Annotated in this window: 19 protein-coding genes, 1 rRNA gene and 1 riboswitch; of the genes, 16 read left to right on the top strand and 4 right to left on the bottom strand. The window is 69.6% G+C overall.

What is annotated here, in order from left to right; genetic code table 11:
* The 11 genes from rrf to HNR57_RS24790 form a co-directional block, all read left to right on the top strand.
* A 5S ribosomal RNA gene (gene rrf / locus HNR57_RS24840) occupies window positions 1-95 on the top strand; the annotation flags it as partial.
* Between the two features lie 109 nt (window positions 96-204).
* Entirely contained in the window at window positions 205-813 is a 609-nt protein-coding gene (clsA, locus tag HNR57_RS24835; RefSeq protein ID WP_033307453.1) for a cardiolipin synthase ClsA, read from the top strand.
* A gap of 114 nt (window positions 814-927) precedes the next feature.
* Window positions 928-3,423: a mannose-1-phosphate guanyltransferase gene (locus HNR57_RS24830; RefSeq protein WP_033307452.1), complete on the top strand. Its 2,496-nt coding sequence runs from the start codon at window positions 928-930 to the stop codon at window positions 3,421-3,423.
* A gap of 98 nt (window positions 3,424-3,521) precedes the next feature.
* The gene (locus HNR57_RS24825; protein ID WP_184562982.1) at window positions 3,522-4,436 is read left to right on the top strand and encodes a DUF881 domain-containing protein; all 915 of its coding nucleotides are present in this window, start codon (window positions 3,522-3,524) and stop codon (window positions 4,434-4,436) included.
* Window positions 4,433-4,765, top strand: a complete 333-nt coding sequence (locus HNR57_RS24820) for a small basic family protein (RefSeq protein ID WP_003988855.1) — start codon at window positions 4,433-4,435, stop codon at window positions 4,763-4,765. The genes HNR57_RS24825 and HNR57_RS24820 overlap by 4 nt, the downstream gene beginning before the upstream one ends.
* A 5-nt stretch (window positions 4,766-4,770) precedes the next feature.
* Window positions 4,771-5,682: a DUF881 domain-containing protein gene (locus HNR57_RS24815; RefSeq protein WP_184562980.1), complete on the top strand. Its 912-nt coding sequence runs from the start codon at window positions 4,771-4,773 to the stop codon at window positions 5,680-5,682.
* 61 nt (window positions 5,683-5,743) lie between these two features.
* Window positions 5,744-6,697: a zinc-ribbon and FHA domain-containing protein gene (locus HNR57_RS24810; protein ID WP_184562978.1), complete on the top strand. Its 954-nt coding sequence runs from the start codon at window positions 5,744-5,746 to the stop codon at window positions 6,695-6,697.
* Between the two features lie 53 nt (window positions 6,698-6,750).
* Window positions 6,751-7,488, top strand: coding sequence for a transcriptional regulator FtsR (ftsR, locus tag HNR57_RS24805; RefSeq protein ID WP_184562976.1), 738 nt, complete (start codon window positions 6,751-6,753; stop codon window positions 7,486-7,488).
* Between the two features lie 84 nt (window positions 7,489-7,572).
* On the top strand, window positions 7,573-8,046 hold the full coding sequence (locus HNR57_RS24800) for a bifunctional nuclease family protein (RefSeq protein WP_003988851.1): 474 nt from the start codon (window positions 7,573-7,575) through the stop codon (window positions 8,044-8,046).
* A 292-nt stretch (window positions 8,047-8,338) separates the two neighbouring features.
* On the top strand, window positions 8,339-9,022 hold the full coding sequence (locus HNR57_RS24795) for a MerR family transcriptional regulator (RefSeq protein ID WP_184562974.1): 684 nt from the start codon (window positions 8,339-8,341) through the stop codon (window positions 9,020-9,022).
* A 135-nt stretch (window positions 9,023-9,157) separates the two neighbouring features.
* The gene (locus tag HNR57_RS24790; protein WP_184562972.1) at window positions 9,158-10,612 is read left to right on the top strand and encodes a DNA polymerase IV; all 1,455 of its coding nucleotides are present in this window, start codon (window positions 9,158-9,160) and stop codon (window positions 10,610-10,612) included.
* Here HNR57_RS24790 and HNR57_RS24785 read toward each other — a convergent pair.
* Window positions 10,531-10,905, bottom strand: a complete 375-nt coding sequence (locus HNR57_RS24785) for a PRC-barrel domain-containing protein (protein WP_184562970.1) — start codon at window positions 10,903-10,905, stop codon at window positions 10,531-10,533. The genes HNR57_RS24790 and HNR57_RS24785 overlap by 82 nt on opposite strands.
* A gap of 113 nt (window positions 10,906-11,018) precedes the next feature.
* A riboswitch (glycine riboswitch) is annotated at window positions 11,019-11,114 on the top strand.
* Between the two features lie 175 nt (window positions 11,115-11,289).
* Here HNR57_RS24785 and gcvP point away from each other — a divergent pair.
* Window positions 11,290-14,175: an aminomethyl-transferring glycine dehydrogenase gene (gcvP, locus tag HNR57_RS24780; protein WP_184562968.1), complete on the top strand. Its 2,886-nt coding sequence runs from the start codon at window positions 11,290-11,292 to the stop codon at window positions 14,173-14,175.
* Window positions 14,176-14,239: 64 nt separating this feature from the next.
* Here the strand turns inward: gcvP and HNR57_RS24775 are convergent, their stop codons facing one another.
* Window positions 14,240-14,659: a TOBE domain-containing protein gene (locus HNR57_RS24775; protein ID WP_184562966.1), complete on the bottom strand. Its 420-nt coding sequence runs from the start codon at window positions 14,657-14,659 to the stop codon at window positions 14,240-14,242.
* Between the two features lie 96 nt (window positions 14,660-14,755).
* Window positions 14,756-15,151, bottom strand: coding sequence for a TOBE domain-containing protein (locus HNR57_RS24770; RefSeq protein ID WP_184562964.1), 396 nt, complete (start codon window positions 15,149-15,151; stop codon window positions 14,756-14,758).
* 126 nt (window positions 15,152-15,277) lie between these two features.
* Here HNR57_RS24770 and HNR57_RS24765 point away from each other — a divergent pair, with 126 nt between their 5' ends.
* Entirely contained in the window at window positions 15,278-15,874 is a 597-nt protein-coding gene (locus HNR57_RS24765; protein WP_184562962.1) for a DUF1707 SHOCT-like domain-containing protein, read from the top strand.
* 1 nt (window position 15,875) lies between these two features.
* Here the strand turns inward: HNR57_RS24765 and HNR57_RS24760 are convergent, their stop codons facing one another.
* Window positions 15,876-17,855, bottom strand: a complete 1,980-nt coding sequence (locus HNR57_RS24760; RefSeq protein WP_184562960.1) for an APC family permease — start codon at window positions 17,853-17,855, stop codon at window positions 15,876-15,878.
* 425 nt (window positions 17,856-18,280) lie between these two features.
* On the opposite strand from HNR57_RS24760, the gene HNR57_RS24755 reads away from it, so the two are divergent.
* The 3 genes from HNR57_RS24755 to HNR57_RS24745 all read left to right on the top strand — a co-directional run bounded on the left by HNR57_RS24755 (window position 18,281) and on the right by HNR57_RS24745 (window position 21,420).
* Window positions 18,281-19,573, top strand: coding sequence for an extracellular solute-binding protein (locus HNR57_RS24755; RefSeq protein ID WP_184562958.1), 1,293 nt, complete (start codon window positions 18,281-18,283; stop codon window positions 19,571-19,573).
* A gap of 6 nt (window positions 19,574-19,579) precedes the next feature.
* On the top strand, window positions 19,580-20,581 hold the full coding sequence (locus tag HNR57_RS24750) for a carbohydrate ABC transporter permease (protein ID WP_184562956.1): 1,002 nt from the start codon (window positions 19,580-19,582) through the stop codon (window positions 20,579-20,581).
* Between the two features lie 74 nt (window positions 20,582-20,655).
* Window positions 20,656-21,420, top strand: coding sequence for a carbohydrate ABC transporter permease (locus HNR57_RS24745; protein ID WP_246554912.1), 765 nt, complete (start codon window positions 20,656-20,658; stop codon window positions 21,418-21,420).
* Window positions 21,421-21,456 lie beyond the last annotated feature (36 nt).

Here is a 21,456-nt window from a genome sequence, read left to right as displayed (position 1 = left end):
AAACGCCCGGTTACATTCCGAACCCGGAAGCTAAGCCTTACAGCGCCGATGGTACTGCAGGGGGGACCCTGTGGGAGAGTAGGACGCCGCCGAACTCCTTTTAGAGCTCTGGCTCTTGGGCACACAGCCCAAGAGCCAGAGCTTTTTTGCGTTGAGGTAGGGTCAGGGGGCATCGTCGGTACATTTCCCACAGGAGGCCCCCGGGTGGAGGTTCAGGAGACTCGCGTCCAGACGGACCGTGTGCTCACCATCCCGAACATCCTCAGCATGGCGCGCCTCGTCGGCGTGCCCGTCTTCCTGTGGCTGATCCTGCGGCCTGAGTTCGGCGGGCCCCAGAGTGACGGCTGGGCCCTTCTGGTGCTGGCCCTGAGCGGTGTCAGTGACTACCTGGACGGCAAGCTCGCGCGGCGCTGGAACCAGATCAGCAGCCTCGGCCGGCTCCTCGATCCCGCGGCCGATCGGCTCTACATTCTCTCGACCCTGGTCGGCCTCACCTGGCGCGAGATTCTTCCCCTCTGGTTGACCGCTCTCCTTCTGGCGCGAGAGCTGGTCCTGCTGGTCATGGTGGGCATCCTCCGCCGGCACGGCTATCCGCCGCCCCAGGTGAACTTCCTGGGCAAGGCCGCGACCTTCAACCTGATGTACGCCTTCCCTCTGCTTCTGCTCAGTGACGGAAGCGGCTGGATCTCGTCACTGGCTGCTATTTTCGGATGGGCGTTCGCCGGGTGGGGTACAACGCTGTACTGGTGGGCAGGAGTCCTCTACGTGGTACAAGTCCGCCGCCTGGTCCGTGCGGACGCCACGACCGATTGAACTCCCGGATGGTCCTGCTGCCGTAGCGGAGCGATGGCCCGTACTGGATATGTGCGGGACAATCCTGGCGGGGGAAGTCGGCCAGACCGTCTCTTCGAGGAGGACGCTTCCGACATGAAGGCCGTCGTGATGGCCGGAGGCGAAGGCACGCGCCTTCGTCCTATGACCTCAAGCATGCCCAAGCCGCTCCTGCCGGTGGCCAACCGGCCGATCATGGAGCATGTTCTGCGGCTGCTCAAGAGGCATGGGCTCAATGAAACAGTCGTGACCGTCCAGTTCCTGGCGTCGCTCGTCAAGAACTACTTCGGTGACGGCGAAGAGCTCGGTATGGAGCTCACCTATGCCAATGAGGAGAAGCCACTCGGTACCGCCGGAAGCGTCAAGAACGCAGAGGAAGCGCTGAAGGACGATGCCTTCCTCGTCATCTCCGGCGATGCTCTGACGGATTTCGACCTCACCGAGCTCATCAATTTCCACAAGGAGAAGGGCGCGCTCGTCACGGTCTGTCTGACACGCGTGCCCAATCCGCTGGAATTCGGTATCACCATTGTCGACGAAGAAGGCAAGGTGGAGCGCTTCCTGGAGAAGCCCACCTGGGGCCAGGTCTTCTCCGACACCGTGAACACCGGCATCTATGTGATGGAGCCCGAGGTATTCGACTACGTCGAGCCCGACGTGCCCGTCGACTGGTCCGGCGATGTCTTCCCGCAGCTCATGAAGGAAGGCAAGCCCATCTACGGCTACATCGCCGAGGGCTACTGGGAGGACGTCGGCACGCACGAGAGCTACGTGAAGGCCCAGGCCGATGTCCTGGAGGGCAAGGTCGACGTGGACGTCGACGGGTTCGAGATCTCCCCGGGCGTATGGGTCGCCGAGGGGGCGGAGGTCCATCCCGACGCCGTCCTCCGTGGGCCCGTCTACATCGGTGACTACGCCAAGGTCGAGGCCGGCTCCGAAATCCGAGAGCACACCGTCGTCGGCTCCAACGTGGTCGTCAAGAGCGGTGCGTTCCTGCACAAGGCCGTCGTCCACGACAACGTCTACGTGGGGCCGCACAGCAATCTGCGCGGCTGCGTGGTCGGCAAGAACACCGACATCATGCGCGCGGCGCGGATCGAGGACGGGGCGGTCATCGGTGATGAGTGCCTGATCGGTGAAGAATCGATCGTCCAGGGCAACGTGCGGGTCTATCCCTTCAAGACCATCGAGGCCGGCGCCTTCGTCAACACCTCGGTGATCTGGGAGTCCAGGGGACAGGCGCATCTCTTCGGCGCGCGCGGTGTGTCCGGCATCCTGAACGTGGAGATCACCCCGGAGCTCGCCGTCCGCCTTGCGGGCGCGTACGCGACGACGCTGAAGAAGGGCTCGACCGTCACCACGGCGCGGGACCACTCCCGTGGTGCCCGTGCGCTCAAGCGGGCGGTGATCTCCGCGCTGCAGGCCAGCGCGATCGACGTGCGGGACCTGGAGAACGTGCCGCTGCCGGTGGCCCGGCAGCAGACCGCGCGAGGCAGCGCGGGCGGCATCATGATCCGCACCACACCCGGCGTGCCGGACTCCGTCGACATCATGTTTTTCGACGGGAACGGTGCGGACCTGTCGCAGGGTAGTCAGCGGAAGCTGGACCGGGTGTTCGCGAGGCAGGAGTACCGTCGGGCGTTCCCCGGTGAGATCGGGGATCTGCACTTCCCGGCCAGCGTCTTCGACTCGTACACCGGGTCGCTGCTGCGGAACGTCGATACGACAGGCATCTCCGAGTCGGGGCTGAAGGTCGTCGTGGACGCGTCCAACGGGAGCGCGGGACTCGTCCTGCCGAGCCTGCTGGGCAAGCTCGGGGTGGACTCCCTGACGATCAACCCCGGACTCGACGAGTCCAGGCCCACGGAGACGGCCGACATGCGGCGGTCGGGGATGGTGCGCCTCGGGGAGATCGTGGCGTCGTCGGGGGCCGCGTTCGGCGTCCGGTTCGACCCCGTCGGTGAGCGGCTGTCGCTCGTCGACGAGAAGGGGCGGATCATCGAGGACGACCGGGCGCTGCTCGTGATGCTGGACCTCGTCGCCGCCGAGCGGCGCAGCGGCCGGGTCGCGCTGCCGGTGACCACGACCCGGATCGCCGAGCAGGTGGCGGCGTACCACGGGACGCAGGTCGAGTGGACGACCACCTCTCCGGACGACCTCACCCGCGTGGGCGGTGAGGAAGGGACGATCTTCGGCGGTGACGGCAAGGGCGGCTTCATCGTCCCCGAGTTCAGCAGCGTGTACGACGCCACCGCGGCGTTCGTGCGGCTCATCGGGCTCGTGGCGAGGACGCAGCTCACGCTCAGCCAGATCGACGCGCGGATCCCGCGGGCGCACGTCCTGAAGCGCGATCTGGCGACCCCGTGGGCCGTCAAGGGGCTCGTGATGCGGCGAGTCGTCGAAGCGGCCGGAGATCGCTTCGTGGACACCACGGACGGGGTGCGTGTGGTGGAGACCGACGGCCGCTGGGTGATGGTGCTGCCCGATCCGGCCGAGGCGGTCACCCACCTGTGGGCCGAGGGGCCGGACGACGCCTCCGCGCAGGCCCTGCTGGACGAATGGTCGGCTGTCGTGGACAGCGCCGGCCGGTAGAACGGACTGCACGCGTGCGTGCCGGACAAGTGTCCCCAACGGGGCCTGTCCGGCACGCCGGTGGGGCCGTTCGGAGGTAGTGCTCGCGACGTGCGACGATGTGCGGCATGCCGCAGCAACCCCCCATTCGGAGCACACCCACGCGGCCCCGGCGCCCGGATGCGTCCATGTCGTTGCTGACCAACGTCATGGACCACAGCCTCGACGACGGATACGCCGAGGCCGCATCGCGCAAGAAGGCCGCGGGGAACAGCGGCATGCCGAAGACCCTCCGGGCGAAGCTGGGGCTCGCCGCCGGACTGGTGCTTGCGGCCCTCGTCGTGACCCTCGGAGCGGCGCAGGCGCGGGTCGCGGCTCCGGTCGTCGCCAAAGAGCGGGAAGAGCTCGTCGACCGCATCGACCGGGAGACCGAGGCGGCGGACAAGCTGGAGGACTCCGTCGACGAGCTGCGCGCGGATGTGAGCGCACGGCAGCGCGAGGCGCTGAGGAACAGCGGCGGCAGCGCCGACTCCGACCTGGTGGGCATCCTGTCCGGCGCGGCCGCGGTGCACGGCCCCGGGGTGAAGCTCGTGGTGAACGACGCCAAGGAAACCGCCGCGGGTGGCGACGGCGACCCGCGTGAGGCCTCCGGCTTCTCCGACACCGGCCGGGTGCGGGACCGGGACATGCAGCGCGTGGTGAACGGGCTGTGGGAGTCGGGCGCCGAGGCCGTCTCGATCAACGGGCAGCGGCTGACGGCGCTGTCCGCGATCAGGGCCGCCGGGGACGCCATACTGGTCGACAACAAGCCGCTGGTGCCGCCGTACACGGTGCTGGCGGTGGGGGACGGACAGCGGCTGAGCACGCGGTTCCAGGACAGCGCGGACGGGTTGTATCTGAACGCGCTGCAGGAGAGCTACGGCATCAGGACAGGCATCTCCGTGGAGGACGACCTCCGGCTGCCTGCCGCACCGAGTGTGACCGTACGTACAGCTCAGCCGAGCATTGAGAAGAGTGAGAAGGGCACATCGTGATCGCCGTACTGGGCCTCGTCGTGGGAGTCGTGGCCGGCCTGTTGGTCCGGCCTGAGGTTCCGGCGGTGGTCGAGCCTTATCTGCCGATCGCTGTCGTGGCGGCGCTCGACGCCGTCTTCGGCGGCCTGCGGGCCATGCTCGACGGCATCTTCGACGACAAGGTCTTCGTGGTGTCGTTCCTGTCGAACGTCGTCGTGGCCGCGTTGATCGTCTTCCTGGGCGACAAGCTGGGAGTGGGCGCCCAGCTGTCCACCGGTGTGGTGGTCGTCCTCGGCATCCGGATCTTCTCCAACGCCGCGGCGATCCGCCGCCACGTGTTCCGGGCGTGAGACCGATGAGCGATCACGACGAGAAGACCGCCGGGGAACGCGGCGACACGCGCGACGGTGGCGGCGAGTCCGGGAACAGGCTGCGCAAGGAGCTGCCTCAGGAGGCGCCCGTGGCGGCGCCCGCCGCAGAGGAGGCGCCGAAGGAGCCGGAGCCCGAGCGGGTACCGGAGCCGCAGCCGGATCCCGGGCCGCGGCTGACCGGCCGGCAGCGGCTGGTGCAGGGGCTGTGGCCGCCGCGTGTCACCCGGGCCCAACTCATCGTGGCGGTGCTGTTGTTCGGTCTGGGGTTCGGTCTGGCCGTGCAGGTGGCCTCGAACAGCGACAGCGACAGCGCCCTGCGCGGCGCGCGGCAGGAAGATCTTGTCCGCATCCTCGATGAACTGGATGACCGTACTCAGCGTCTTGAGGACGAGAAGCGAGGTCTCGAGCAGCAGCGCGACGAGCTGGAGAACAGCTCGGACCAGGCCGAGGAGGCCAGGAAGCAGACGATCGAGAAGGAGAGGCAACTCGGCATCCTGGCGGGCACGGTGGCCGCACAGGGGCCGGGCATCACCATGACGATCGTGGACACGAAGGGGGCGGTCGAGGCGGACATGCTGCTCGACGCGATCCAGGAGCTGCGCGCCGCGGGCGCGGAGGCGATTCAGGTCAACGGCGTCCGGGTGGTCGCCGGCACCTATCTCGCGGACTCCGGCAAGGGCGTGAGCGTCGACGGGAACAAGATCAACGCGCCCTATCGTTTCAAGGTCATCGGCAAGCCGCAGGACCTGGAGCCGGCGCTCAACATCCCCGGAGGCGTGGTGCAGACTCTCGAGAAGGAACAGGCCACCGTCACGATCGAGCGGTCCGCCGACATCGTGGTGGACGCCTTGCGAGCAGCGAAGCGGCCTGACTACGCTCGGTCGTCCTCGCAGTGAACCGGGGGTGCATGGGCGGCGTCGGGCGAGGGCATGACGTTGCGGGGGGTCGGCGCACCGAATGGGCGGTGCGTGGTGGAAACTGTCTGGTGCAGACGGACGTTGTCAGGATGTCCGGGTCGGCCAGAGTGTTCAGTCAGGGTTCGTCCTGCCCCACGGGCGGGTCTGTTTCGGTCAAGGGGAATCGCCCGTGAAGTTGTTTGCGAAGTTGTTCGGCAAGAGCGCGCGAGAGGGCGGCGACAATGCGACCGCCCGTCATCGCGCACAGCCTGACGCGGAAGGACAGCGGCCGCTGTTCCGGGACCAGGTCGGCGGCCCTGGCGGCGATGTTCCCGGTGGTCAGGGCGCGCCGTCGGTTGACCCTGCGCAGCCCGGCGGCATAGGTTTCGGGCAACCGTCAACCTCAAGTGCGGGTGGAGGGTTTTCCGACCCGTATGCGTCCAACGCCCCCGGTGGGCAGCCGCGGCAGGAGGATCCGATGTCGGCCCTGGTGTGTACGAGGTGCGGTAACCGCAACACGGAGAACAGCCGTTTCTGCTCCAACTGCGGCGCGCCGCTGCGGGCGGGTGCGACGCCGGAGCGTCCGTCCGAGACGACCTCCACGATCTCCATCTCCGGTCTCGAGGCCTACGACAGCGAGACCACCGGCCAGACGCCGATGCCGACCCTGTCCCCGGAGGCTCAGGCCGCCGTCGACGCGCTGCCGCTGGGTTCCGCGCTCCTGGTGGTGCGCCGCGGGCCGAATTCGGGCAGCCGCTTCCTGCTGGACGGCGATCTGACCACGGCCGGCCGGCATCCGCAGAGCGACATCTTCCTGGACGACGTGACGGTGTCCCGGCGCCACGTGGAGTTCCGCCGCGCTCAGGACGGCTCGTTCACGGTGGCCGACGTGGGCAGCCTGAACGGCACGTACGTGAACCGCGAGCGGATCGACCAGGTCGCTCTGAACAACGGCGACGAGGTGCAGATCGGCAAGTACCGGCTGGTCTTCTACGCCAGCCAGCGGGGCTACTGACCGGGCTCCGTCCGGGCAGACCCCAGCGAGGGTCCATCCGTCAGGGAAGGTCCATGCTGCAAAAACCGAGCGGCGGTGCCGGGCACGGCGCCGCCGCCACGGACAGTGGGCTGATGAGCATCGGCGCGGTGCTGAACGCGCTGCGCGACGAGTTTCCCGAAGTGACCATCTCCAAGATCCGCTTCCTGGAGTCGGAAGGGCTCATCGAGCCGCAGCGGACCCCGTCGGGGTACCGCAAGTTCAGCGCCCATGACGTCGAGCGACTCGGTCACGTCCTGAGGATGCAGCGGGATCACTATCTGCCGTTGAAGGTGATCCGGGAGCACCTGGAGGCCATGGAGCGCGGTGAGGCCGTGCCGCTGCCGGTCGTGGGCCGTCAGCGGGACGGAGAGCCCGCGCCCGAGCCGCCCGAGGGGCCCACAGCGGCCAGGATCGGGCGTGAGGAGCTGCTCGCCGCCGCGGGTGCCGACGAGCAGGAGCTCAAGGAGTGGGAGTCCTATGGTCTTCTCACTCCACTGGAGGACGGCGCCTATGACGCCGAGGCGCTCACCGTCGCCCTGCTCGTCATCGAGCTCGGGCGGTTCGGGATCGAGCCGCGGCACCTGCGGGCCATGAAGGCCGCCGCCGACCGTGAGGCCGGGCTCGTGGACCAGGTGGTGGCCCCGTTGAGGCGGCACCGGAACCCGCAGACCAGGGCTCATGCCGAGGCGCGCACCAAGGAGCTGGCGGGGCTCACGGTGAAGCTGCACGCCGCACTGGTGCGGACGGCGCTGGGCGTGCGGCTGCCCTGAGGAGGCCGTGCGCAGGGGGCCGGATCAGGCGCCCGATACCGGCCCGACTACCCAAACGTCCCGGGCACGGCCTAGGGTTGCTGTGTGAACGAGCTCGATGTCGTAGGTGTCCGGGTCGAAATGCCCTCCAACCAACCGATCGTGCTGCTGCGTGAAGTGGGAGGCGACCGTTACCTCCCTATCTGGATCGGGCCGGGGGAGGCGACGGCGATCGCCTTCGCCCAGCAGGGCATGGCTCCCGCGCGGCCGCTGACTCACGACCTGTTCAAGGACGTGCTGGAAGCCGTCGGCCAGGAGCTCACGGAAGTGCGCATCACGGACCTGCGTGAGGGCGTCTTCTACGCGGAGCTGGTCTTCGCCAGCGGCGTCGAGGTGAGCGCCCGCCCGTCCGACGCCATAGCGCTCGCGCTGCGCACCGGGACGCCGATCTACGGCAGTGACACGGTGCTCGACGACGCCGGCATCGCGATCCCGGACGAGCAGGAGGACGAGGTGGAGAAGTTCCGCGAGTTCCTCGACCAGATCTCCCCCGAGGACTTCGGCAGCAGCAGCCAGTGAGTGCCTCGGGAGCGGCAGTGGCCTGAGAAGGCGTGGGGCGGCCCGGCGGACGATGTGGTCCGTGGCGGGCCGCCCGCCGTATGTGTGACGGGTGAAATGCCCGCATGTGCCGGTGGCGTGTGAGAGCGTCACACGGCTCGCGCCGAACACATTCGGCTAGCCTTTCCCCGCGGTGGGGCACGGGAAACCACTCTCAGGGTGATTATCACTCGGCGTGGCGAGTGTGGCGATCGTTGACGCACCCCTGGTGACTGCCTACCGTCGAGAAGGCAGGTCAAGGACGGAGGTCGGCGTGAGAAGCAGCGGCGACGGTACGGCTGGGGGCGGCCCCGAGCGCAGTCTCAGGGCGAGCGGTCCGTACCCTCCCCCCGGCTCACGGCCCCTCCCGGGCGGTGGATGCCCCCAGCCCGGAGGCGCGGCCGAGCACGCTCCGCAGCGACCGGCGGCGGTGCCGAGCAGCGGAGGGACGGCGTCCATGGCGTCCGAGCAGATCGGCTATCGCGGCCCCACGGCCTGTGCGGCCGCCGGTATCACCTACCGGCAGCTGGACTACTGGGCCCGCACGGGGCTCGTCGAACCGAGCGTGCGCCCCGCCTACGGGTCCGGGACGCAGCGGCTGTACAGCTTCCGGGACGTGGTCGTCCTGAAGATCGTCAAGCGGTTCCTCGACACCGGGGTGTCGCTGCAGAACATCCGTACGGCCGTCCACCACCTCAGGGAACGCGGTTTCAGCGACCTGGAGCGCATGACGCTGATGAGCGACGGCGCGACGGTCTACGAGTGCACCTCGCCCGACGAGGTCCATGCCCTGCTCCAGGGCGGCCAGGGTGTGTTCGGGATCGCCGTGGGCGTGGTGTGGCGGGATGTCGAGAGCGCGCTGTCCCAGCTGCACGGCGAGCGGATCGACACCGGCGAGACCCTGGTCGGGCCCAATCCGGCGGACGAGCTGGCGCGTCGGCGGAACCGGGCCGTCTGAGCCGTCCGGCTGCGCAGGACCGTACGCGGCCGCAGGAGGCGGGACGTTCCCGCACCGGGGCGTAAGCGGTTTCCCCTGGGGCGCTCAGGGCGGTCGCGTGGGGCGTTGTCAGTGGCGTAGGGCAGCATCGGAGTTGTGAGAACCGCGCCCACGATCCTGCATCTCGACATGGATGCCTTCTTCGCCTCGGTGGAGCAGGCGTCCAAGCCGAGTCTGCGCGGGAAAGCCGTCGTGGTGGGAGGGCTCGGGCCGCGGGGTGTGGTGGCGACCGCGTCGTACGAGGCGCGGGTCTTCGGGGTGCATTCGGCGATGCCCATGGGGCAGGCCCGGCGGCTCGCGCCGAACGCCGCCTATCTCGTGCCGCGCTTCACCTTCTACCGGTCGATCAGCGAGCGGGTGATGGAGCTGCTGCGGGCGTTGTCCCCGCTGGTGGAGCCGCTGAGCCTGGACGAGGCGTTCGTGGATCTGGAGGCCGGGGGCGTGGCCTGGGACGAGCGGTCGGCGCGGCTGGCCGGGGTGAAGCTGCGCGCCGACATACGGGCCGTCACGGGGCTCACGGGCTCGGTGGGCCTCGCGGCCTCCAAGATGCTCGCGAAGATCGCCTCGGAGGAGGCCAAGCCCGACGGGCTGGTGGTGATCGAGCCGGGGACGGAGCGGGCCATGCTCGGGCCGATGCCGGTGCGGACGCTGCCGGGGGTGGGGCCGGCCACGGGCGACCATCTGAGGCGGGCCGGGATCACCACGGTCGAGGAGATCGTCGAGGCGGGCGAGGACGAGCTGGTCCGGCTGCTGGGGAAGGCGCACGGACACGGTCTCTACGCCATGGCGCTGGCCCGGGACGACCGGCCCGTGGTGGCGGAGCGCGAGGCGAAATCGGTGTCGGTCGAGGACACCTACGACGTCGACATCCACGACCGGACACGGGTCGGGCTGGAGGTGCAGCGGCTCGCCGAGCGGTGCGTGCGGCGGCTGCGCGGGGCGGGGCTGTCCGGGCGGACGATCGTGCTGAAGGTGCGGCGGTACGACTTCTCGACGCTCACCCGCTCCGAGACGCTGCGCGGGCCCACGGACGATCCGGCGGTGATCCGTGAGGCGGCGGCCAGACTGCTGGACTCGGTCGATACGACCGGCGGGGTCCGGCTCCTCGGGGTGGGCGTCAGCGGGCTCGCCGACTACACGCAGGAGGACCTGTTCGCGCAGGCGGCGGGGGAGCGGGCGCTCGCGGAGGGCCCGGTCGAGGAGCACACGGCGGCGCCGGCCGAGGAACAGCCGTCGCTCGCCGAGCGGCGGTGGCCCGCCGGGCACGACGTGCGGCACGCCGAGTTCGGGCACGGGTGGGTGCAGGGCAGCGGCCTCGGGCGGGTCACCGTACGGTTCGAGACGCCCTCCTCGGAGCCCGGGCGCGTGCGGACCTTCCGGGTCGACGACCCGGATCTGGAGGCGGCGGATCCGCTGCCGTTGGTATTACGGGGGACCGACGGGGGAGACGAAGCGCCCGGGGCGGGCTCTCAGGCCGTCTCGTCGGTGCCCGCCAGCTTGCCGAAGTCGTGGTCCGGGAGCGGGGGCGGGGCGGCGACGTCGAGACCGTAGTGGTGGTAGAGCTGCAGCTCCTGCTCGGGGGAGAGGTGGCGGCCCACCCCGAAGTCGGGAGCGTCCTTGATCAGGGCGCGCTCGAAGGGCACGTGCAGGGCGCCCTCGACCAGTTCACTGGGCTCCAGGGGGACGAACGCGTCCCGGCTGAACAGGCCGGTCCGTATGGCCGCCCACTCAGGTTCGCCGGTGGCGTCGTCGAGGTAGACCTCGTCGATGGTGCCGATCCTGGTCCCGTTGCGGTCGAACGCCTTGCGGCCGATCAGGTTGCGAGGATCGATATCGGTTCGCACGGGCCCTCCACATGGTTGCACCTCATCCGTAAACACCACAAAACGGTACAAGTGGGGATGCGGCCACTCGAAGGTTCGTGCGTTGACCTCGCTGGTACGCTGGCAGCGGCTGTTGACCCCGTGCGGGAGAGTCCTCCAGACATCATCGGAGGCGCCGAAGGAGCAAATCCTCCCCGGAATCTCTCAGGCTCACGTACCGCACGGACGAGGTCACTCTGGAAAGCAGGGCGGGTGTCGACGGCTTCCGCTCTCACCGACGGTGAAAGCCGGAGGCCTTCGGGCGATCCGGTGAAGCTCTCAGGTTGAGATGACAGAGGGGGAGGCCGTTCGGGTACCCGTGCCGTGGTGCCCCTCGAAGGTCGTGTCGACCAGGAGGCCTCCGTAATGACCGCCCACCGCATTCCGCTCTCCGAGCTCGAAGAGGCAGTCCCCTTCGAGCAGCGCCACATCGGCCCCGACCACGAGGCCTGCGCCAAGATGCTCGCGCACGTCGGCTACGGCTCGCTGGACGAGCTCACGGCCGCCGCGGTCCCGGCCGTGATCAAGAGCGCCGAGGCACTGGACCTGCCGGGTGCCCGCAGCGAGGCCGAGGTGATCGCCGAGCTGCGCTCCCTCGCCGACCGCAACGAGGTCCTCGGCTCCATGATCGGCCTCGGCTACTACGGCACGTTCACGCCGCCCGTCATCATGCGCAACGTCATGGAGAACCCGTCCTGGTACACGGCCTACACGCCGTACCAGCCGGAGATCTCGCAGGGTCGGCTCGAGGCGCTGCTCAACTTCCAGACGATGGTCGCCGAGCTGACCGGGCTGCCGACCTCCGGCGCCTCCCTGCTCGACGAGGGCACCGCGGCCGCCGAGGCCATGGCGCTGTCGCGGCGGCTGGGCAAGAACAAGAAGGGCCTGTTCCTGGTCGACGCGGACACGCTCCCGCAGACCATCGCCGTGATCCAGACCCGCGCCGAGCCGACCGGGGTCGAGGTCGTCGTCGCCGACCTCAGCGAGGGCATTCCCGCCGAGATCGCCGAGCGTGACATCAACGGCGTGCTGCTCCAGTACCCGGGCGCCTCCGGTGCCGTGCGGGACATCAAGCCGGTCATCGACCAGGCGCACGAGCTCGGGGCGCTGGTCACCGTCGCCGCCGACCTGCTGGCGCTGACCCTGCTGAAGTCGCCCGGCGAGCTCGGGGCGGACATCGCCGTCGGGACGACGCAGCGCTTCGGTGTGCCCATGGGCTTCGGCGGACCGCACGCCGGCTACATGGCGGTCCAGGACAAGATGGCGCGCAGCCTGCCCGGGCGGCTCGTCGGCGTGTCGGTGGACGCCGACGGGAACAAGGCCTACCGGCTGGCGCTGCAGACGCGTGAGCAGCACATCCGCCGGGAGAAGGCCACCAGCAACATCTGCACCGCGCAGGTGCTGCTCGCCGTCATGGCCGGCATGTACGCCGTCTACCACGGCCCGGAGGGCCTGAAGGGCATCGCGCGGCGCACCCACCGGTACGCCACCGTCCTCGCCGCAGGGCTGGCGAACGGGGGCGTCGAGGTCGTGCACGGCTCCTACTTCGACACCCTGACCGTGCGCGTCGAGGGCCGGGCCGCCGAGGTCGTGGCGGCCGCGCAGGACAACGGGGTCAACCTGCGGCTCGTGGACGCCGACCACGTCTCGATCGCCTGCGACGAGACCACGACGCGGGCCCAGCTGCGTGCCGTGTGGGCCGCCTTCGGGGTGGAGGGCGTCGTCGAGGCGCTGGACGCGGCCACCGAGGAGGGGCTTCCGGGCGCGCTGCTGCGCACCGACGACTACCTGACGCACCCCGTCTTCCACCAGCACCGCTCCGAGACCGCCATGCTGCGCTACCTGCGCAAGCTGGCCGACCGCGACTACGCGCTCGACCGGGGCATGATCCCGCTGGGCTCCTGCACCATGAAGCTCAACGCGACGACCGAGATGGAGCCGGTCACCTGGCCCGAGTTCGGTCAGCTGCACCCCTTCGCGCCCGCCGGGCAGGCCGGGGGCTACCTCACCCTCATCCACGAGTTGGAGGACCGGCTCGCCGAGGTCACCGGCTACGACAAGGTGTCCCTCCAGCCGAACGCCGGGTCGCAGGGCGAGCTGGCCGGTCTGCTCGCCGTCCGCGGGTACCACCGGGCCAACGGGGACGAGCAGCGCACCGTGTGCCTGATCCCGTCGTCCGCGCACGGCACCAACGCCGCCAGCGCCGTGATGGCCGGCATGAAGGTCGTCGTCGTGAAGACCGCCGAGGACGGCGAGATCGACGTCGAGGACCTGCGGGCCAAGATCGAGCAGTACCGCGACGAGCTGGCCGTGCTGATGATCACCTACCCGTCCACACACGGTGTCTTCGAGGAGCACGTCTCCGAGATCTGCGCCCAGGTGCACGAGGCGGGTGGGCAGGTCTACGTCGACGGGGCCAACCTCAACGCGCTCGTCGGGCTCGCCAAGCCGGGGCACTTCGGTGGCGACGTCTCGCACCTGAACCTGCACAAGACCTTCTGCATCCCGCACGGCGGCGGCGGGCCCGGCGTCGGCCCGGTCGCGGTGCGCGAGCACCTCGCCCCCTACCTGCCGAACCACCCGCTGCAGCCCGAGGCCGGTCCGGAGACGGGCGTCGGTCCCATCTCGGCCGCTCCCTGGGGCTCCGCCGGCATCCTGCCCATCTCGTGGGCGTACGTCCGGCTGATGGGCGGCGAGGGGCTCAAGCGGGCCACGCAGGTGGCCGTGCTCAGCGCCAACTACATCGCCAAGCGGCTGGAGCCGCACTACCCGGTGCTCTACACCGGTCCCGGCGGGCTCGTCGCCCATGAGTGCATCATCGACCTGCGGCCGCTGACCAAGAGGACCGGCGTGAGCGTCGACGACGTCGCCAAGCGGCTGATCGACTACGGCTTCCACGCGCCGACCATGTCGTTCCCGGTGGCCGGAACGCTGATGATCGAGCCGACCGAGTCGGAGGACCTGGCCGAGCTGGACCGGTTCTGCGAGGCGATGATCGCCATCCGCGCGGAGATCGAGAAGGTCGGCTCCGGCGAGTGGCCCGCGGAGGACAACCCGCTGCGCGGCGCCCCGCACACCGCCGGCGCGCTCGCCGGGGAGTGGGAGCACGCCTACAGCCGTGAGGAGGCCGTCTTCCCCGCCGGGGTTTCGACCGCCGACAAGTACTGGCCGCCGGTGCGCCGCATCGACCAGGCCTTCGGCGACCGGAACCTGGTGTGCTCCTGCCCGCCGCTGGACGCGTACGAGGACTGACCCGCCGACCGGTCACAGGGAGGGGCTCCGCGGTGCGGGGCCCCTCCCGCCGTTTCCCGCCGCGTCACGCGGTGGCGAGTGACACCTCGGTCGCCTTGATCAGGGCCACGACGGGGATCCCGGGCGACAGGGCCAGGTCGTCCGCCGCGTCCCTGGTGATCGCGGCGGTCAGTTCACCGCCCTCGACCGTGACGCGGACCGACGCCATCGCGTCGCCGGCCGCGATGTCCGTGACCGTCCCGGGGAGCTGGTTGCGGATCGACAGACCCTCGATGGGCGCGGTGGCCAGGGAGACCTCCGTCGACTTCATCAAGGCCCGTACGGTGACGCCCCGGGCGAGACGGAGTTCTTCCGCGGCCTCGCGGGTGATCGCCGCGGTGAGGTCCTGGCCGCCGGTGAGGCGGACCCTGACCGTCGCCATGGCCTCGCCGGGGGTGACGGCTGTGACGGTGCCGGGGAGCTGGTTGCGGATGCTCAGGCTCATGGCTGCACGGTAGACCGGCGGGGACGCGGTGCCGGGTAGGTGCGTGTCTGCGTCGCCCCGCGGCGGGGCCACGCTCCCGCTGTCCCCCCGGGGACCTCAGACGCGGTCGATGTGGACGTTCGTCGACTTCACGCGGGCCGTCGCCTCCATGCCCACCTCCAGGCCCAGTTCCTCCACCGCCTCGCGGGTGAGCAGGGAGACGAGCCGGTGCGGGCCGGCCTGGATCTCGACCTGGGCGGCGACGTCGCCGAGTTTGATCGCCGTGACGATGCCCGGGAACGCATTGCGGGCCGAGGTGTACGGCGTGTCCTCCTCGGCGGAGCCGGACCGGGCGAGTTCGACCGAGAAGGCGGCCAGGTCCCGCCCGTCGACGAGCCGTCGGCCGGTGTCGTCGCGGTGGGTCGTGATGCGGCCCGCGTCCGCCCAGCGGCGGGCGGTGTCCGGGCTCACGCCGAGCAGCCGTGCTGCCTGGCCGATCGTGTAGGACTGCATGCCGGTCACGATAGGCGCGCGGGAAGGGAACGACGGATGCGGGGCCGACCGTTGGGTATGACGCGATATAGCGTTAGTCTCGACTGGTGGGTCCGGGTGCCGTGCCCGGGGGATCGGGGTGGAGTGATGGCGGCGGAGGTCGTGCGGGCCGGTGGATCGCCCGGGGTGAGGGCGTCGCATGCGGACCGGGACCGGACGGTGGATGTGCTGCGCGTCGCCGCGGGCGACGGCCGGCTCACCCTGGAGGAGCTCGACGAGCGGCTGGAGGCCGCGTTGTCCGCCCGGACGATGGGTGAGCTCGCCGTGCTGACGGAGGATCTGCCCGCTCCGGCCGGTGGGACGCCCGCCGAGGCCGACGGCGTGGTCCGGATCCGGCAGGAGGGGGCCTCGACCCGGCGGGGCGACGGCTGGGTGGTGCCGCGGCGTCTGGAGATCCGTTCGGCGTGGGGCGAGGTGACGCTCGACTTCACCGACGCGGTGATCACCCACGACACCCTGGACATCGACCTGGACCTGCGCGCCGGCTCCCTGCGGCTGCTGACCCGGCCGGGTGTCGTCGTGGACACCGGCGGCCTGGTGATGAACTACTCGGCGGTCAAGACGCGCAGGCCGGCCGACGCCCCCCTCCTGCTGCGGGTTCGGATCACCGGCGAGGTCACCTACGGACAGCTCGTGGTGCGCTCGCCGCGCAGGGGCTTCGGCAGGAGGAGCGCGACGGCCTGACTCAACCTACGTGCACCCTCGGCCGCCGTTTGCGGTCCGGCTCCGCCTCGCGCAGGACCTCGCGGGTCACCGGGGCGACCTCGCCCTGGCCGAACAGGAAGAAGCGCAGGAAGTTGGCGAACGGCCCGCCCTCGGTCCACTCGAAGTAGATGTGCGGGGTGCGGTCCGTCGAGTCGCGGACGTGCAGCAGCAGCGCGGCCAGGGCGTTGGGTATGGAGGACGACTCCAGGGTCAGCACGCGGTAGCGGCCGTGCAGTACCTCGCCGCGCACGGTCAGACCCGCCTCGAACTCGGACGGGTCGGTGACCGTCACCTCGACGAAGACGAAGTCCTCCCGGCCGGGCACGTCGTTGTCCTGCCGGATCTGCTCGATCTTGTCGCGGTACTCGGCGACGTCGCGCCGGTCCGGCTCGTTGGCGATGAACCGCATCCGGCGGCTGGCCATGTCCCGGACGAAACGTTCCGCCATGTCGTCCAGCGTCACGCTGGTCACGCGGAGCTCGAACGCCCGGGCCAGCCGGGACAGCAGGGAGACCAGGATGATGCCGGCGATGAAGCAGGCGCCGATCTTCACGCCGTCCGGGCGCTCGATCACGTTGAGCACGGTCGTGTACAGGAACACCGCGGAGATCACCGCGAAGGCGATCGTCCAGTTCCGCTGCCGGGCCTTGCGGGCGGCGATGGTCACCGCGATCGCGGCTGAGCTGATGAGGACCAGCACGCCGGTGGCGTAGGCGCCGCCCTGAGCGTTGACGTCCGCGTCGAAGATCCAGGTGACCAGGAAGGCGATCAGCGTGAAGACGATGACCATGGGCCGCACGGCACGGGCCCAGTGCGGGGCCATGCCGTAGCGAGGCAGGTAGCGCGGCATCAGGTTGAGCAGGCCGGCCATCGCGGAGGCGCCGGCGAACCACAGGATGGCGATCGTCGAGGCGTCGTAGACGGTGCCGAAGGTGTTGCCCAGGTAGCCGTGCGCCAGGTACGCGAGCGCGCGGCCGTTGGCCTGGCCGCCCGCCCCGAACTCCTTCTCCGGGATGAGGAGCGTGGTGATGAAGCTGGTCGTGATCAGGAAGACGCTCATGATCAGCGCGGCCGTGGTGAGCAGTTTCTTCGTGTCGCGGATACGACCGGCCGGCCGGGCCTCGGTGTCGTCCGCTTCGCCCTTGACGTGAGGCATCACGGCGACGCCCGTCTCGAACCCGGAGAGGCCTAGCGCCAGTTTCGGGAAGACGAGCAGGGCGACGCCGATCATGGCGAGGACATTGCTGTGCTGGGTGGTGAGGGCGCTCGACCAGTCGGTGACCACATGACCCGCGGTGATGACGTGGTAGAGGCCGACGACCACCACGACCACGTTCAGTGCGAGGTAGGCACCGACGAGGGCCACCGCGACGCCGATCGCCTCCAGGAAGCCCTTGAGGAACACCGCGCCGAGCAGCGCCACCAGGACCAGGGTGATCAGCATCTGCTTGTCGTGCAGGACGCCGGTCAGATGCGGGTTCTCCACGAGGTGGGTGGAGGCGTCGGCGGCCGACAGCGTGATGGTGATGAGGAAGTCGGTGGCGGCGAAGCCCAGCAGGGTCAGCACGAACAACTTGCCCTGCCAGAAGGAGAGCAGTCTCTCCAGCATCGCGATCGAGCCCTCGCCGTGGGGGCTCTCCTCGGCCACGCGGCGGTAGACGGGCAGGGCACCGGCCAGCGTGACGACGACGAGGACGATGGTCGCGATCGGCGACAGCAGTCCGGCGGCGAGGGCCGCGATGCCGGGCTGGTAGCCGAGGGTCGAGAAGTAGTCGACGCCGGTCAGGCACATCACCCGCCACCAGGGCTGACCCTGGTGCGGGGGCTCGGGCTCGGCGTGGGGCCCGGTGTGGCCGCCTGCCTTGCCCATGTCGGACAGGCCCTCCAGCATCCAGGTGCGCAGACGGCTGGGTGAAGTGGGCTCCGGACGGCTCGGTGCCGGGTGCTCGGTGGTGGCCATCGACGTGCTCCCGATGTGCGGCTCAGCGTGGTTCCGGCCATCACTGGACGGCCCGATCAGCGTATGCGGAGCGTGATGCCGTGGCCCGTGAATGAGGGGCCTGAGCGCGTCAAGCTTCCGTTAAGACTCACGGCCGGGACGGATGCGAACGTCAAAACGCGAGCTGAGAGCGCGTGCGACGGCTCGGCGCCGTCGCGGGGAGCGGGGTCGATCCTCGGCCCCTGCGCCGACACCCTGTGTGATCGGGGCCGGATCGTCTTCGTAACGTTCGTCTGTCAAATCGAATGTTTCGTCGTTGAGTCGCGTCCTTGGGTCGATGCAAGATTCAGCTCGTACAAGGGGTTGCCACCGTTTACCCGCTGTCTCTAGGGTGCGGCAGCAGCGAACCTTTCTGGAACTACTCCGAAACTTTCGAGGAGCGCATGATGGGCGACCCCGCACTGTCCCGCCGCGGCTTCCTGGCGGCCTCCGCCGCGGCCGGTATGGGGATGACGGCATTGACCGCATGCGGCGGGGACTCGGACGGAGGGTCGTCCGGGACGACCACGATCGAATGGTGGAACATCTCCACCACCGAGCCGTCCAAGACCGTCTGGGCCGCCCTCGCCCGGAAGTTCGAGGCGCAGAACCCCAAGGTCAAGATAAAGATCGTTCAGATGGAGAACGACGCCTACAAGTCGAAGATGACGGCCCTGACCGCCTCCGGGAAACTGCCCGACATCTTCCACACCTGGGGCGGCGGCGTGCTGAAGCAGCAGGTCGACGCCGGGCTCGTCGAGAACCTCACGGACAGCACCAAACCGTGGGGCGAGGCCCTGCTGCCGGTCGCCAAAGAGCCGTACCTGTTCGACGACCAGGTCTACGGCATCCCGTTCGACATCGGAATGATCGGCTTCTGGTACAACAAGGCGCTCTTCGAGAAGGCCGGCATCCCCGAGCCCCCGACCACCTGGAACGGCTTCCTCGACGCCGTACGCAAGCTCAAGTCCGCCGAGGTCACCCCGCTGGCACTGGCCGGCAAGGAGAAGTGGCCCGGCATGTACTACTGGGCCTACCTGGCGATGCGCACCGCCGGCGCGGAAGCCCTCCAGAAGGCCTACGACGACAAGGACTTCACCGGAGCCCCCTTCGTCGAGGCGGGCGAACACCTGGAGGAACTCGTCGGCCTGCGGCCGTTCCAGAAGGGCTTCCTCGGCGCCGCCTACTCGTCGCCCACCGGCCAGGCCGCCTCCGTCGGCAACGGCAAGGCGGCGATGGAGCTCATGGGCCAGTGGGCGCCCACCGTGCAGGCCGACGCCGGCAAGGGCCTCGGCAAGGACCTCGGCTTCTTCCCGTTCCCCGCGGTCGAGGGCGGCAAGGGCGCCCTCACCGAGGTGTTCGGCGGAGGCGGCGGGCACGCCCTGCGCCGGGGCGCCCCGCAGGAGGCCGTCGAGTTCCTGAAGTTCTTCGCGTCCGAGGCGACCGACTTGGAGCTGGTCAAGAAGACCGGCGTCCTGCCCGTCGTGCCCGCGGCCGAGAGCGCCATCGCCGACCCCAACATCAAGGCCGTACAGGCCCAGCTGAAGGCGGCCACCGGCTTCCAGCTCTACCTCGACCAGGCATACGCGCCCGCCGTCGGCCAGGAGGTCAACGACAGTGTGGCCGCGCTCATCGCCGGCTCCAAGTCGCCCGGGCAGGTCGCCCAGTCGATCACGAAGACCGCGAAGGAAGAGCAGTAGCCGGCGATGACCTCCACGTTCCTGCCGGACAAACGGACCGGCCCAGGCGCCGGTTCCCCGCCCCCGGCCCCCGAGCGGCGGCCCCCGGGGCGGGCCCGGCGACGCGCGCTGCACTGGCTCACGGCGGCCGGCTTCCAGCTCCCCGCCCTGGTGCTGTTCATGGGGCTCGTGCTGCTGCCGATGCTGTTCGCCCTGTACGCCGCGTTCTTCCGCTGGGGCGGCTTCGGCATGCCCTCCGACTACATCGGCGGCGAGAACTTCAGCCGGCTCTTCGAGGACGACGTCTTCCTCGGCGACCTGTGGCGCTGCCTGCTCCTGGTGGTGCTGTCGCTCGCCCTCCAGCTGCCGTTCGCCCTCGCCATGGCGGTCCTGCTCAACCAGCGGATGCGCGGCCGGGCCGTGTACCGAATGCTGTTCTTCGCGCCCTACGTCCTGTCCGAGGCCATCACCGGAATCCTCTTCGGCATGATCTTCGCCCCGGACGACGGCTTCGCCGACCAGGTCCTCGGCAAGGTCGGGCTCGACGGGCTGGGCGGCGAGTGGTTCGCGGATCCGTCCACCGTCATGGCGACCCTCTTCCTGGTCATGACCTGGAAGTACTTCGGCTTCCACATGATGCTGTACCTCGCCGGGCTCCAGGCCGTCCCCCGGGAACTCACCGAGGCGGCGCTCATCGACGGGGCGAGTGCCTGGCAGCGGTTCCGCAACGTCACCCTGCCGCTGCTCGCGCCCACCCTGCGCATCAGCGTCTTCCTGTCGGTCATCGGGGCCATCCAGCTCTTCGACCTGGTCTGGGTCACCACCGCGGGTGGTCCCGACCACCACTCGGAAACCATGGCCGTGACCATGTTCCAGTACGGCTTCAAGCGCTACCAGGTCGGCTACGCCAGCGCGATCAGCGTGGTCATGTTCGGCATCAGCCTCGTCTTCGCCCTCGCCTACCAGCGGTTCGTGCTCCGGCGCGACCTCGAAGGGGCCACCACGACCATGCGGGGGGACGGAAAGTGACCGCACGTCAGACAACGCGCCGGGGCGGCAGGACCTGGGGCCTGCACCTCGTCCTCACCGCTGTGGGCGCCGTCATGGCCGTCCCCCTGCTCTACGCCGTGCTCTCCGGCTTCAAGTCCACCGACGAGCTCTCCCGCAACCCGGTCGGCCTGCCCGAGTCGTGGGTGACCTCCAACTACACCCAGATCCTCGGCTCGGTGGACTTCTGGCGGCTGATCGGCAACAGCACGCTGATCGCTGTGGGCACGACCGTCCTGATCGTCGCGGTCTCCGCCCTGTCGGCGTTCTCCTTCGCGCGGTTCGCCTTCCGGGGCCGGGAGGCTCTGTTCACGCTGTTCACCATGGGGCTGATGTTCCCCTTCGCGGTGGCGGCCCTGCCGCTGTTCCTCCTGCTGCGCTCCCTGGACCTGCTGGACAATCCCCTCGGCGTGATCCTCCCGCAGGCCGCCTTCGGACTGCCCATGACGATCATCATCCTGCGGGGCTTCTTCCGGCAGATCCCCGGTGAGCTGGAGGAGGCGGCCACGCTCGACGGGTGCAGCTCGTTCGGCTTCTTCTGGCGGGTGCTGCTGCCCATGGCCCGGCCCGCGCTCGGCACCGTCTCGGTGCTCGCCGTCGTCACCAGCTGGAACAACTTCTTCCTGCCGCTGCTGGTGTTCACCGACGCGCAGTGGTGGACGCTGCCGATCGGGGTCCAGCAGTTCCAGGGGCAGTACTCCGCCGATTACGCCAAGGTCTTCGCCTATCTGGTGCTGGCCATGGTGCCCGCACTCGCCTTCTACTCGGTCGCCGAGCGTCAGCTCGTCGGCGGCCTCACCGCCGGCGCCACCAAGGGCTGACGCGCTCCGCCCATGTACGGCTCTACCCGCCCACCT

It is taken from the genome of Streptomyces paradoxus (genome assembly GCF_014202475.1).
In the GTDB taxonomy this organism is placed as follows: Bacteria; Actinomycetota; Actinomycetes; order Streptomycetales; family Streptomycetaceae; genus Streptomyces; species Streptomyces paradoxus.
This window is presented reverse-complemented; position numbering and strand designations above follow the sequence as displayed.